Genomic DNA, 13,428 nt, shown 5'->3' with positions numbered 1-13,428 from the left:
AGATTGAATGATGGGGCGCCAGGATAGCCCGGCACCGGGTTGACCGTATATACGAACCAAGGTCGCCGCTTATGCGGCGGCAAACAGGAAGTGAGCAAGGTAGAAAATGGCACGCACGCGCGCAGTCGATTTTGAAGAGAAACAGCGCGGCATTCTGACGAACGCGGCGGCGGTGTTCGCCGAAGTGGGCATGGAAAAGGCTTCCATGTCCATGATCGCCTCGTACAGCAATGTCTCGAAGGCCCTGCTCTACCACTACTATCCCGGCAAGGATGCTCTGATATTCGATATCGTGCGCACCCACCTGACGGAGCTCGACGGCGCGATCGAGGCGGCGGACCGCAGTGACGTTACCCCGCAGGATCGGTTGCGCCTTCTCGTCAAGGCCGTCATGAACAATTACGAAGGCCGCGACAACGAGCACAAGGTGCAGCTGAACGGCACCAGCGCCCTTTCGCAAGAACAGCTTTCCGAGCTGCAGGCGATCGAACGGCGCATCGTCAAGCGCTTCTCCAGCGTCATCCAGGAGATCAATCCTGAGCTCAATCAGGGCAGACCCCTGCTGATGCCCGTCACCATGTCGCTCTTCGGCATGATGAACTGGGTCTATATGTGGTTCCGACCGAACGGGCCGATCAGCCGCGACGAATATGCCGATATCGCAACGACGCTTATCCTCGAAGGCGTGAAAGCCGTTCGCTGAACAAGCCCCTCACCTTTCGAACTTCAGCTGTTCGAGAATGAGCGGATCGTATTCCGGAGCCCGGATGCGCCGCCGGTCGGGCTCGGGCTGAGACAGCGGTTCGGTCGCAACCAGCTTGTCTTTCGCCTCAAGCGCGAGGCGCTGATAGATGGCCGTTCCCTGGCGCTTCCACGCGATCTCATCGGCGGAAAGCGCCCGGGTGACGCGCGCCGGCGAACCCATCGCAAGGCTGTTTGCCGGGATCTCGCTGCCAGCCTTGACGAAGGCCATGGCGGCAACGATGGCATTTTCGCCGATGACGGCTTCATCCATGATCACGGCGTTCATCCCGACCATGGCGTTGCGGCCGATCCGGCAACCGTGCAGCACCGCCCCATGGCCGATATGGCCTTCCTCGCCGACGACCACGTCGAGATTGGGGAAACTGTGCACGACACAGGTCTCCTGCACGTTCGATCCCCGCTCGAGCACGATGCGGCCGAAGTCGCCGCGCAACACGGCGCCCGGCCCGACATAGCAGGCGGGGCCGATGATCACGTCGCCGATGACGATGGCGGCCGGGTGCACGAAGGCGGCGGGATCGATAACCGGGACCACGCCGTCATAGGCATAGATCTGTGTCATGGCCGCCCTCTCCTCAGCTTCTCGTCTTTGCCACCATGGTCAGAACGTCGTACTGGGCAACGGCAACGCCATTCTGGTTGGTCACCCGGCAATCCCAACGCACTTCTCCATGTTCGGCATCCGCACGCGGGTTGATCTCCTTGCAGGTCAGTTGCACCTGAAGCGTATCGCCCGGGTTGACCGGCGTGAGGAAGCGCAGGTTGTCGACGCCATAATTCGCCAGAACCGGGCCTGGCGCCGGATCGACGAAGAGGCCGGCAGCGAAGGAGACGATGAGGTAGCCGTGGGCGACGCGCCCGTCGAAGAACGGGTTGGCCTTGGCCGCCTCCTCATCCATGTGCGCATAGAAAGTATCGCCGGTGAAGTTGGCGAAGTGCTCGATATCCTCGAGCGTCACGGTACGGGATGCGGTGACGAGCTGGTCGCCGATGCGAAGCTCCGCCAGCGACTTGCGGAACGGATGCTCGCCGTCATTTTTGGCCTCGGCGTCGGCAACCCAGCGACCGGTGACAGCCGAAAGCATGGTCGGCGAGCCCTGGACGGCGGTACGCTGCATATAGTGCTTGACGCCGCGCATGCCGCCGAGTTCCTCGCCACCGCCTGCACGGCCGGGACCGCCATGGACGAGGCCTGGAAGCGGCGAGCCGTGACCGGTCGAGGTCTTGGCGCTGGCGCGGTTGCCGATCAGGACGCGGCCATGGAACGGCGCCATGCCGAGCACCACCTCTTCGGCAAAGGCCGGGTCGTTGGTGAAGACCGAGGCGACAAGACTGCCCTTGCCACGGCGGGTAAGATCGACCGCCTCTTCGGCTGTGTCATAGGGCATGACGGTGCTGACCGGGCCGAAGGCCTCGACATCGTGCACGGCCTTGGCCTCCCAGGGACGATCGCAATAGAGCAGCACCGGATTGAGAAACGCGCCGGCCTCGGCATCGCCGGAGACGACGTGAGGCGTATCGGGATTGCCCGCAACTATCTCGGCATCTGCCAGCAGGTCACGGATACGCTCCCGCACTTCTGTGCGCTGGTCGAGGCTCGCGAGCGGGCCCATGCGGACATTTTCATCCGCCGGGTTTCCAAGGACGGTTTTTCCAAGGCGTTCACCGAGTGCAGCCACCAGCACATCGCAATGGGCGCGCGGCGCGATCACGCGGCGGATGGCGGTGCATTTCTGCCCGGCCTTGGAGGTCATCTCGCGGGCGACTTCCTTGACGAAGAGGTCGAATTCCTCCGTGCCCGGCCCGGCATCGAGGCCAAGCACCGACGCGTTGAGGCTGTCGGCTTCCATGGTGAAGCGCACGGAATTGCCGATGACCGCCGGATGGCTCTTCAGCTTGCGGCCGGTCGTCGCCGACCCCGTGAAGGTCACCACATCCTGGCCGTCGACGTGATCGAGCAGATCGCCGACCGAGCCGGAGATCAACTGCACGGCACCTTCCGGCAGGATACCGGTCTCGATCATGCGGCGCACGACGAGTTCGGTGAGATAGGCCGTCTGGCTCGCCGGCTTGACGATCGCCGGCATGCCGGCAAGCAGCGTCGGAGCGAGTTTTTCCAGCATGCCCCAGCAGGGGAAGTTGAAGGCGTTGATGTGGACGGCGACACCCTGCAGCGGCGACAGGATGTGACGGGCGGCAAACGTGCCGTCGCGCGCCAGCGTCTCGACGTCGCCGTCAACCAGAACGCGGGTGTTGGGAAGCTCGCGGCGGCCCTTGGAGGCATAGGAGAGCAAGGTGCCGATGCCACCGTCGATATCGACCCAGCTGTCGGCGCGGGTGGCCCCGGTCGCGGTCGACAGCGCGTAGAACTCTTCCTTGCGCTCCATCAGCGCGAGGCCGAGCGCCTTCAGCATGGCGGCGCGTTCATGGAAGGACATGCGGCGCAGCGCCGGGCCGGCCTTTTCGCGGCCATAGGCAAGGGTGCTGGCGAAATCGATGCCGCTGGAATCGATGAAGGCGACGGGCGTTCCGGTCGAGGCGTCGAGAAGCGGCACACCCTCCCTTGCGCCGGCGGTCCAGCTGCCGCAGACATAGCTTTCGAGCCGGCGGGGCCGGGACGCCTGAACGTTCATGGTCGTTTCCTTTCAGAGCAGTTTCAGCGCGGCAAGCTGCGCATCGACATCCGCCTGCCATTCGGCAAGGAGCGTTTCATTGGGGGTGTGGCGCAGGCCGAAGCGCGCAAGTGTCGCGTAGCGCGCCGAGCCGGAATGGCCGAAGCTCGCAGCCACCCGCGGGGTCCAGTAGATGATGGAGGCGAGCGCCGCTGCGCGCGTCTCCGGCGTTGCAGCGATGCGCTCCAGTCCGGCAAGACCGAGTTCCAGGTGACGGGTCTCGCGCGGCAGGATGCGGTGAAAAACCTCCGCCAGCGGCTGGTAGGAAACACGCGACAGCTCCCGCAGCTGGACAACGCCCGCCTTGCCCATCAGCACGTTCATGACGACGGCATCGACCCAGCCCTGCAACGGGTAATGGAAGACCGAAAGGCGCATGTCGCCTTCTCGCCGGGCAGCGCCGATATCGGCGTCCCGCGGCAGGCGATCCGCCCAGGGGTGGTGCACGGCGTAGCGGCCGCCATCAGCGCCGAAGCTCTCCATGATCGCCAGCACCTGGCCGGCATGGTCGGTCTTTTCGAGCACGATGCGGGCAGCGGATATGCGCTCCTGGATACCCGGCGCATCGTTGATCACGCCAGCAAAACCGGCCGAGCCCGCAAGCGCGCTGTCGACGAAGCTGGCCATCAGCCGCAAGAGTTCGCCGCGATAGCGTGCCGGCACATTGTCCGGCGAGGTCAGCCTGCCGCCCTCAGCGAGGTAGTCTTCGATCGGCATGGTTTCCGTATCGGTCATGGCCTTCTCCTCCCGAGCATGTCCAGCGATCGGAGACCGCCGAAAATGCTATCTGTTTGTTTTCGCGCAATTCCGGACGTAAAAACCGCTTCACACTTTGTCTGGAATTGCTCAGGCGAACTCACTGGTCGTAGCTGACGACGACCTTGTCGCTCAGCGGGTAGCACTGGCAGGTGAGCGCGTAGCCCTGGCGGACTTCGTAGTCCTCGAGCGCGTGGTTGACCTCCATCTCCGTCTCGCCCTCGATGACCTTGGCCCGACAGGTGGAGCAGACGCCGGCCTTGCAGGCGTAAGGCGCATCGATGTTGTTTTCGAGCGCGGCCTCCAGCAGGCTCTGGCCGTGCTTGGGCATGTTGAAGCTGCGGGTCGCGCCATCGAGCGTGATGGTTGCCTGGCAGCTGGCATTGGCGTCGGTTCCCGCCGCACTCTGGGCGCGGGCGCGCGCCCGGCCGGGCTGCGAGGAGGCGAACAGCTCGAACTTGATCTGGTCGTCGCGCAGGCCATGGTCGCGCAGGGCTGCAGCAATCGCCAGCATCATCGGCTCGGGGCCGCAGATGAAGGCGGTGGTGACCGAGCGCAGGTCGATCCAGCTCTTGAACAGGGCCGCGCATTTCTCCGCGTTGACGCGGCCGGTGAAGAGGTCGATGTCCTGCGCCTCGCTCTCCAGCACATGCAGGACGGAGAAGCGGCCGAGATAGGTGTTCTTCAGATCCTCCAGCTCCTCGCGGAACATGATCGAGGAGATCTGCCGGTTGGCATAAACGAGCGTGAAGCGGGAGCGCGGCTCGCGCTGAAGCGTCGTCTTGATGATCGACAGGACCGGGGTGATGCCGCTGCCGCCGGCAAAGCCGAGATAGTGCTTGGAAAGCTCCGGCTCGATGTCGGTAAAGAAGGCGCCCATCGGCGGCATGGCATCAAGCGTGTCGCCAGCCTTCAGCTCTTCGTTTGCCCAGCTGGAAAAGCAGCCGCCATCCACCCTTTTGATGCCGACACGCAGCACGCCCTCGTCCCGGCCGGCGCAGATCGAATAGGAGCGACGCAGCTCCTCGCCGTCGAACTTGCGCCGGAAGGTCAGGTACTGGCCTTGGGTGAAATCGAAGGTACCGCGGTCTTCTTCGGACGGAACCAGCGTCACGACCACGGCGTCGCGGGTTTCGCGGCGCACTTCGGTAACATTCAGGGAATGGAAACGTGCCATGGCGGCGCTCATCCTTTGTCTTGGGTCAGATGCGTCTGGGTCAGATGCACTTGAAGTAATCGAATGGTTCCAGGCAGTCGGTGCAGCGATAGCTGGCCTTGCACGGCGTCGAGCCGAACTGGCTGATCTTCTCGGTCTCGGTCGATCCGCAGCGGGGACAGGCGATCACAAGGTTCGAGCGGCCGGAGAGCCGGTCGATGCGCTTCATCAGAACGCCGTCGGCCGCCGTGCCGTCGATCGGCGGGGCGATGCCATAGGCTTTCAGCTTCTCTCGGCCTTCCGCGCTGATCCAGTCGGTGGTCCAGGCCGGCGAAAGCTGGCGCTTGAGCTTCACCTGACCGATGCCGCGTTCGGTGAGCGCGCGCTCGATATCGAGATTGATCACCGATGTCGCCGGACAGCCGGAATAGGTCGGCGTGACCGTGACCACCAGCGCCTCCTCCTCCCAGGCGACATCGCGGATGATGCCGAGGTCGACAAGCGAGATGACCGGGATTTCCGGATCCGGCACCTCGGCAAGCCACGTCCAGACGTCCTTTGTTGTCGGATGTGCGGCCGTGATCATCGCGACCTCCTACCAGGTTGCGCCGGGATAGGCGCGCTGAAGAAACTGCAGCTCCGCAAGGATGAAGCCGAGATGCTCGGTATGCGCCCCGCGCTTGCCACCCTTCTGCATGTAGCCGTCGGCGGGCATCTTCAGGGTCGCCTCCTCGAGCGTCTCGCGCACCAGCGCGTCCCACGCGTCCTTCAGAGATGCCGGCTCCGGCGCAATGCCGTCAGCGGCAACTGCTGCGTCGAAGGCATCGCCCTGGAAGAGCTCGCCGGTATAGGGCCAGAGGTCGTCCAGCGCCTCCTGCATGCGGCGGTGGCTTTCCGCCGTTCCGTCGCCGAGCCGGATCACCAGGTCGCCGCTGCGCTCCAGGTGATAGGAGACTTCCTTGAACGCCTTCTCGGCGATCTCTGCGATGCGGCGGTCGCTGGAGCCTTTCAATGCCTTCAACTGCAGATAGTGCCAGGCATCGAACAGGAACTGCCGCATCAGCGTCTTGCCGAAATCGCCGTTCGGACGCTCGACCAGCAGCACGTTGCGGAAATCGAGCGTATCGCGCAGATAGGCGAGATCGTCCGCCGACCGCCCCTTGCCTTCGACTTCGCCGGCAAGACCAAGCCAAAGCTGCGTCTGGCCGATCAGGTCAAGGGCTGTGTTGGAAAGCGCGATATCCTCTTCCAGCGCCGGCGAATGGCCGCACCATTCCGAAACGCGATGGCCGAGGATGAGCGCGTTGTCGCCCATGCGCAGCAGCAACTCGAAAAGGGCGGCGTTCTCGACGGTGCCCGTTTTTTCAGGCGCGCCCATCACATATGCCCCACTTCGTCAGGAACGTCGAAGAAGGTCGGATGACGATAGACCTTGGAGTTCGAAGGCTCGAACAACGGACCCTTGTCGGACGGAGCGCTCGCGGTGATATCGGCGGAGCGCACCACCCAGATGCTGACGCCTTCGTTGCGACGGGTATAGACGTCACGGGCATTGTTGACGGCCATTTCGGCGTCCGGCGCATGCAGGCTGCCGACGTGGCGGTGGTTGAGGCCGTGCTGGCCGCGGATGAAGACCTCCCAGAGGGGCCATTCGCTGGACATGATAACTCTCCCTTGAAACGATGACTGCTTCTGGCCCGCCGATGGCGAAAGGCCTTCGTTACTCGGCCGCGACCCGCATGGAGCGACGGGCTTCGGCCTTCTCGGCATGGGCGACGAGGCCGTCGCGGAACCACGCGCCGTCGTCCCAGGCCTTCTTTCGGGCGTTGAGGCGTTCGGCGTTGCAGGGGCCGTTGCCGGCGATGACGGCGAAGAACTCGCTCCAGTCCGGCTCGCCGAAATCATGGCCGCCCTTCGCCTCGTTCCACTTCAGGTCGGGATCGGGGATGGTGAGCCCCAGATACTCGGCCTGCGGCACCGTCTGGTCGACGAATTTCTGGCGCAGTTCGTCGTTGGAGTTCTGCTTGATCTTCCAGGCCATCGACTGGGCCGAGTGCACGGAAGCGTCGTCGGAAGGGCCGAACATCATCAGCGACGGCCACCACCAGCGGTTCAGTGCGTCCTGCACCAGGGCCTTCTGCGCCGGCGTTCCCTTCACCATCTTCATCAGGATGTCGTATCCCTGACGCTGGTGGAAACTCTCTTCCTTGCAGATGCGGACCATGGCGCGGGCATAGGGCCCGTAGGAACAGCGCTGCAACGGCACCTGGTTCATGATCGCCGCGCCATCCACCAGCCAGCCGACCGCGCCGATGTCGGCCCAGCTCAGCGTCGGATAGTTGAAGATCGAGGAATACTTGGCCTTGCCGGAATGCAGCTGCTCGTACATCTCGTCACGGCTGACCCCGAGGGTTTCGGCGGCGCAGTAGAGATAGAGGCCGTGGCCGGCTTCGTCCTGCACCTTGGCGAGCAGGATCGCCTTGCGCTCCAGGGTCGGAGCGCGGGTGATCCAGTTGCCTTCCGGCAGCTGGCCGACGATTTCGGAATGGGCGTGCTGGCTGATCTGGCGCACCAGCGTCTTGCGGTAGCCCTCCGGCATCCACTCCTTCGGTTCGATCTTCTGGCCTGCATCGATGCGCTCCTGGAAGGCGCGCTCGACCGGGTCCATCTCGTCAAGGCTGCGGACGCGGGCTGCGTCGGTCTTCACCATCTGTGCGTACATGACAGCTTCTCCTGATTACCGGTTCAGACACGTTCGAGAATGAGTGCGATACCCTGGCCGACGCCAATGCACATGGTGCACAGCGCATAACGACCGCCCTGGCGATGGAGCTGGTAGGCGGCTGTCGTCACGAGGCGCGCGCCACTCATGCCGAGCGGATGGCCGATGGCGATGGCGCCGCCGTTCGGGTTCACATGGGCGGCATCGTCAGGCAGGCCCAGATCGCGCAGCACGGCAAGCGCCTGCGAAGCGAAGGCCTCGTTGAGCTCGATGACATCCATCTGGCCGATGGAAAGACCGGCACGCTCAAGCACGCGGCGGGCGGCCGGCGCCGGGCCGATACCCATGATGCGCGGCTCGACGCCGGCGGCAGCCATGGCGACGATGCGCGCCTTCGGGGCAAGCCCCTGTTCCTTGATCGCCCTTTCGCCGGCAATCAAAAGCGCTGCTGCACCGTCGTTGACACCGGAGGCATTGCCGGCGGTAACGGTGCGGTCCGGGCCGTTGACGCCCTTGAGCTTGGCAAGCTGGTCGACGGTCGTGCCGGGACGCGGATGCTCGTCGCGATCGACGACAAGCGCCTCGCCCTTTTTCTGGGCGACATGCACGGGCGCGATCTCGTCGGCAAAGACGCCGGCTTCCTGGGCGGCCGCCCAGCGCGCCTGGCTGCGGGCGGCAAAGGCATCCTGGTCAGCGCGGCTGATGCCGAAATCGCTGGCAACGTTGTCGGCGGTTTCCGGCATGGAGTCGACGCCGAATGCGGCCTTCAGCTTCGGATTGACGAAGCGCCAGCCGATGGTCGTGTCGTAGATGGCATTGGAGCGGGAAAAGGCACTCTCTGCCTTCGGCACGACGAAGGGCGCGCGGCTCATGCTTTCGACGCCACCGGCAATCACGACATCGCAGTCGCCGGCACGAATGGCGCGCGCGGCCATGCCGACGGCGTCCATGCCGGAGCCACAGAGGCGGTTGACGGTCGTTGCGGGAATGCTGACGGGCATGCCGGAAAGCAGCACGGCCATGCGGCCGACATTGCGGTTGTCTTCGCCGGCCTGATTGGCACAGCCGTAGATGAGGTCATCGACCTTCGACCAATCCATAGCCGGATTGCGATTGATCAGCGCGCTGAGCGGCACGGCAGCCAGATCATCGGCGCGGACCGAAGACAGGGCCCCGCCGTAACGGCCGATGGGCGTGCGGACAGCGTCGCAGATAAAGGCTTCAGACACGCAAGCTTCCTCCCTTGGTACCCATGGTCGAAATCCTCTCCTCGATGGATTGACCGACCGTTCGGTTACTTATTTACCATTCGATATGTCACAAATCAACGCCAATTTTCCTATTTTTTGTGACACATTCTCGCGCGAGCCATCAACATACCACAAAACAAGGGTTTTCCGTTTGAAATGCGCGTTACGCCGCGCCCGCAAGAAGCGACAGACGGCGCCTGGTCGCCTCGCTGTCGACGGGCAGCGCGCCGTCAGCCGAAACGAAATGGCGGGCAATGTGCAGGTCTGCATCGGGCGAAAGGCGAAGATAGAGGCGCGCAAACAGCGCTCTCGCGTCGTCACCCGGCCAGCCCACCGGGAGTGCGGCCTGCGGAAGTCGCGGATCGCGCAACACGACAAGGCGGAACTGGTGAACGAGCAAGAGCCGGGTGACCAAGCTTTCCAAGGCCGTCAGCCGGGCGTCTCCCGCAAGCAGGCTCTCGATCCGGCCGAACCGTGCCAGGAAACCGCGATAGGCCTCGGCATGGTAATCGAGGTCCCAGTGGTCGGCTGCAAAGGCGCCAAGGTCGCCCTCCCCGCTGACGATCTCCGCCCGAAAGATGACGGCGGGCTGCTTGAGAGGCGGCATGGCGCGCGCGCCAACGGCGAGCCTCGGCCCCAGCCGCGAATGCCCCGCCCTTTCAAGGATCTGCATCGCCTCATCGGGCCTGTCGCCCGTCAGCTGCACGAAATGCCAGTCCGTCGGTTCTGGCGGCCCGAACAGCAGTCGAGCGGCGGCGGCGAACTCCGCGCGCGCCGGCGCGGCCAGCCGATAGAAACTCCTACGACCCTCTCGCTCGCCGGACAGCTGACCGGCGGCGACGAGACGGGAAACGGCCGTACGCACGAGCGTTTCGCTGATGCCGACCTCGGCACAGATCTCGACCAGATTGCCGGTCCAGATCACGCCGCCGCGCGGCTCTACCACGTCGCCATAAACGGTGACGATAAAGCCCGCCGCCTTCAGCGGGCTTTCATCGAGGATCGCCTGCAGCTGCGCTGCATACGATTTTCCGGTCTTGTCCTTCCCCAGCAAAAGGGACTCCACTCATGATCATGCCATGGTTCACCGGACTGCATGGCCTCGATAAGCCTGCATCCGGGAACCGGATTTCCCAGTCTCGATCATGACGCATGACGACAAGACTGCAACCTTCGCCGTTCCAATAGCACGAAGGCATCCAGATTGGGCCGCTTTGACCGGCCCAATCCGCCAATAACATCAATCGAGCGTCAGCTCGAGGCGGTCGACAGCCACCTTCTCGACCTCGCTGCGCGTCAGCGGCTGCGGGCGGCAGGTGAAGGTCTCATACAGCTTCAACTGATCATCGTAGTGCGGCGACTTCTCGCCCGAGGGGCTGATGAAGCCGCTCTGGCCGGGCGGCGTCACCATGCAGACGGATGCCACCTTGTCCTTGAAGGTGATGAGGTCGCTCTGCGTGCCGCGGTTCATCGACGTGCCGATCTCGACGCCCTCGTCTTCGCCCGCCTGGGGGATGCCGAGATAGTTCTTGGTGGCGAAGACATGACGCGGCTGTGCGGCGCGCCAGTCGGCAGCCTGGTCGCTGCCGTGGTCCTTGGCGAGCGCGGCCGCCGCCTTGCCGAGAGCCGCAAGCATGACCTCGTTTTTGTCGGCGCCGTTGAAGAAGTCGTGGCGCTGGGCGATCCCGGCCCTGTCGCCAAGAAGAGCGTTGCGCAGCACCTGCGTCGGGCGCGAGATCCGGTTCAGCGCGACGGTCGGGTCGAACCCCGGCTGATCGTCCATCAGCACGTCCGCGACCATGATCTTGACCCAGCGCTGGAAGAGCGCGACGGCCGGAGCGGTGGCGCGGCCATCCTCGCCCCGGATCATGCGCCCATCCCAGTTTTTCAACTCTTTCACAAGCGCTTGGCGCGGGTCGTCGGGGCCGAGTTTCGCCGCCGCCTCGAGGAGGAACGGCAACAGCGCGCGCGCATTGATGTCGAGAAAGGCGATGTTCTCGTTGATGTCCCAAACATCCTGAGGGGTCAGCTTGTCTTTGCCGGTGATCAACGCGACGATCTCGTCCACCCGGTCCGCACCACCCCAGGGCGTCGCCTCGAAGTTGGCGACCTCGCCATGGGCCGAGCGGTTGTTCCAGTTCGCGATCCATCCCTGTTCGGGATTGTAGGTCTTCGGCGCATCGGCAAAGGCGCGGATGCCCTGCCAATCCATCGACCCATCGCCCTTGGCCGGGACGCGCTGGTCCTGCGCCGGGTTGCGAACCGGCAGATAGCCCGGCGAAACGTAGCCGATGTTCCCGTCCTTGTCGGCATAGTACCAATTGATCGTGGTGGCGACGTTCTTCGCCTGCTTCAGCCAGTCCTCGTAGCCCTGCGCCTTGGTCGAGTTGACCCAGGCAAGCAGCGTCTGGATCTCCTTGCCCTTCCAGGTCCGGTTGAAGGCATAGGCGGTATGGCTTTGCGGGTCGATCTGGCTGACGACGCCATAGTCGCTCTCATAGACCACGGTCGCAACATCCGGCTGCCCCTTGACCTTGAAGGTCTCCGGGCGTGCGCGCATGTCCTGCCATGTCCCGTTCTTGCGGTACTGCGCCGCATTGTCGGGATTGAGCTCGAGCTGGAAATAGTCGTTGACGTCGAGCGGCCCGGCGGTGGCGCCCCATGCGATCTGTCCATTGGTGCCGAACAGGACGTTCGGCACCGCGAACGGCGTCGAGCCGGTGAGATCGAAGCCGGCGCCGTGCAGACCGATCGAATAGACATAGGACGGATTGAAGTTGCCGAATTGCGGACCGTTCATCAGCATGGTCGAGCCATCGGTCGTCTTCTTCGGCCCGAGGATCCAGAGGTTCGAAGCGCGCGGTCGGGCTTCGTCGCCGCCTGGAACAGGGCGGCCGATGAGGGAAGCGAAACGGCCGCCGTCGCGAATCGGCTTGTTTTCAGCCTTGATCTGGAACTGGCCACCCTTCGGCACGGTCGTCGGAGCAAGGGGATCTTCCAGCCAGAACATCTGGTCGAAGAGTTCCGCGGCCTTTTCCTTCCCATGCTGCTTTTCGAGCGTTGCCAGCACCTTGGCGTTGTCGAGCTCGGTCGAATAGTGGGAGAAGCGACCGGCCATCGTCACGACATAGATCATCGCCACGTCGAAATCGCTCCAGGTCGTCGGCTCGATCCCGAAATCGGTGAACTGTTTCGGCAGCAGGCGGCCACGGTCGGCCAGGACTTCGGCGACACGCTTGTTGTAGCCGGCGGCATAGCCGCGAAGAATGTCACGCTCCTCCTTCGGAAGCGCCTCGATCTGCGCCTTGATGTCGGCGTGGTCGAAATCGGCGCGCGTCGCGATATCGTAGCCGAGGTGGTCCGCGCCGAGCACCGAAGACACGGTTCCAAGAGCCGAGTGCTTCGACATTTCCATCTGGAACAGGCGATCGGTCGCCACCGCATAGCCGAATCCGGCGTAGAGCCCGTAGGTGTCATCGGCATAGACATGAGGCACGCCCCAAGTGTCGCGGATGATCTCGACCTTGGACCCGGCAACAGCCGCAGCGGGAACGAGCGGCGCAAGGGCGGCTGACAACAGCAAAGCGGCAAGCGCGGGTCGGCGGGTGTGGAACATTCTTTCCTCCTGACATGTTCTCGGCGCGCACATCCTCCATGGCGCCCGGCAACAATTACATTGACCGACCGGACGGTCAATGTTTTTTCGTCATTGCTTGCATCTCTCCAGGCAGGCGCTGCTTCTGACAAGCAAATCGCCTCTTCCGCTCACGCCGAATACCAGCCGTGACCACAGCCACCGACACGCGCGTGCGTTCTATACGAGCCATGACGCGGCGATATCAGGAATCCGCTTGAGCTCAGTCTCGGCTAGGATAAACACCCAACGGGTGCCAACCATGACGTGGGTGGCGAGGCAGGTTTGCGATGACGACGAATATCAAATCCAGCGCACCGGCGACGAACCGTCTCAAGATCGGTTTCGTGCTTGCCCGGTCCTTCACGCTCTCCGCCTTCGCGCTGTTCGTCGACACGCTGCGGCTGGCGAGCGACGAGCTCGACAGGTCGCGCCGGGTTCGCGCTGACTGGCAAGTGCTCGGCAATACACGG

Annotated in this window: 12 protein-coding genes and 1 pseudogene; 2 read left to right on the top strand and 11 right to left on the bottom strand. The window is 63.9% G+C overall.

From position 1 onward, the window contains the following. Positions 1-106: 106 nt before the first annotated feature. The gene (locus VGO12_RS12335; RefSeq protein ID WP_327513044.1) at positions 107-703 is read left to right on the top strand and encodes a TetR/AcrR family transcriptional regulator; all 597 of its coding nucleotides are present in this window, start codon (positions 107-109) and stop codon (positions 701-703) included. A 9-nt stretch (positions 704-712) separates the two neighbouring features. Here the strand turns inward: VGO12_RS12335 and VGO12_RS12330 are convergent, their stop codons facing one another. The 11 genes from VGO12_RS12330 to VGO12_RS12280 all read right to left on the bottom strand — a co-directional run bounded on the left by VGO12_RS12330 (position 713) and on the right by VGO12_RS12280 (position 12,937). Beyond that, entirely contained in the window at positions 713-1,327 is a 615-nt protein-coding gene (locus tag VGO12_RS12330) for a phenylacetic acid degradation protein PaaY (RefSeq protein ID WP_327513043.1), read from the bottom strand. 13 nt (positions 1,328-1,340) lie between these two features. Continuing rightward, entirely contained in the window at positions 1,341-3,398 is a 2,058-nt protein-coding gene (gene paaZ, locus VGO12_RS12325; RefSeq protein WP_327513042.1) for a phenylacetic acid degradation bifunctional protein PaaZ, read from the bottom strand. 12 nt (positions 3,399-3,410) lie between these two features. Continuing rightward, on the bottom strand, positions 3,411-4,172 hold the full coding sequence (locus tag VGO12_RS12320) for a Phenylacetic acid catabolic protein (RefSeq protein ID WP_327513041.1): 762 nt from the start codon (positions 4,170-4,172) through the stop codon (positions 3,411-3,413). A 121-nt stretch (positions 4,173-4,293) separates the two neighbouring features. Continuing rightward, the gene (gene paaE / locus VGO12_RS12315; RefSeq protein ID WP_327513039.1) at positions 4,294-5,370 is read right to left on the bottom strand and encodes a 1,2-phenylacetyl-CoA epoxidase subunit PaaE; all 1,077 of its coding nucleotides are present in this window, start codon (positions 5,368-5,370) and stop codon (positions 4,294-4,296) included. 40 nt (positions 5,371-5,410) lie between these two features. Continuing rightward, positions 5,411-5,935, bottom strand: coding sequence for a 1,2-phenylacetyl-CoA epoxidase subunit PaaD (paaD, locus tag VGO12_RS12310; protein WP_327513038.1), 525 nt, complete (start codon positions 5,933-5,935; stop codon positions 5,411-5,413). Between the two features lie 9 nt (positions 5,936-5,944). Then, positions 5,945-6,727, bottom strand: a complete 783-nt coding sequence (gene paaC, locus VGO12_RS12305) for a 1,2-phenylacetyl-CoA epoxidase subunit PaaC (protein ID WP_327513037.1) — start codon at positions 6,725-6,727, stop codon at positions 5,945-5,947. Next, the gene (paaB, locus tag VGO12_RS12300) at positions 6,727-7,011 is read right to left on the bottom strand and encodes a 1,2-phenylacetyl-CoA epoxidase subunit PaaB (protein WP_327513036.1); all 285 of its coding nucleotides are present in this window, start codon (positions 7,009-7,011) and stop codon (positions 6,727-6,729) included. Before paaB ends, paaC begins: the two co-directional genes overlap by 1 nt. Positions 7,012-7,069: 58 nt before the next feature. After that, the gene (paaA, locus tag VGO12_RS12295; RefSeq protein ID WP_327513035.1) at positions 7,070-8,071 is read right to left on the bottom strand and encodes a 1,2-phenylacetyl-CoA epoxidase subunit PaaA; all 1,002 of its coding nucleotides are present in this window, start codon (positions 8,069-8,071) and stop codon (positions 7,070-7,072) included. Between the two features lie 23 nt (positions 8,072-8,094). Next, a complete protein-coding gene (gene pcaF, locus VGO12_RS12290) occupies positions 8,095-9,300 on the bottom strand; it encodes a 3-oxoadipyl-CoA thiolase (protein ID WP_327513034.1) in 1,206 nt (401 codons plus the stop codon). Positions 9,301-9,484: 184 nt separating this feature from the next. After that, positions 9,485-10,375 (bottom strand): phenylacetic acid degradation operon negative regulatory protein PaaX, encoded by an 891-nt coding sequence (gene paaX, locus VGO12_RS12285; RefSeq protein ID WP_327513033.1) that lies wholly within the window; start codon positions 10,373-10,375, stop codon positions 9,485-9,487. A gap of 186 nt (positions 10,376-10,561) precedes the next feature. Continuing rightward, positions 10,562-12,937 carry a penicillin acylase family protein gene (locus VGO12_RS12280; protein ID WP_327513032.1) on the bottom strand — a complete coding sequence of 792 codons (2,376 nt, stop codon included), beginning with the start codon at positions 12,935-12,937 and terminating at the stop codon, positions 10,562-10,564. A 308-nt stretch (positions 12,938-13,245) separates the two neighbouring features. Here VGO12_RS12280 and VGO12_RS12275 point away from each other — a divergent pair. Further along, a pseudogene (locus VGO12_RS12275) lies at positions 13,246-13,428 on the top strand (GlxA family transcriptional regulator); the annotation flags it as partial.

The sequence above is a fragment of the Ensifer sp. genome, assembly GCF_035999135.1.
In the GTDB taxonomy this organism is placed as follows: domain Bacteria; phylum Pseudomonadota; class Alphaproteobacteria; order Rhizobiales; family Rhizobiaceae; genus Ensifer.
This window is presented reverse-complemented; position numbering and strand designations above follow the sequence as displayed.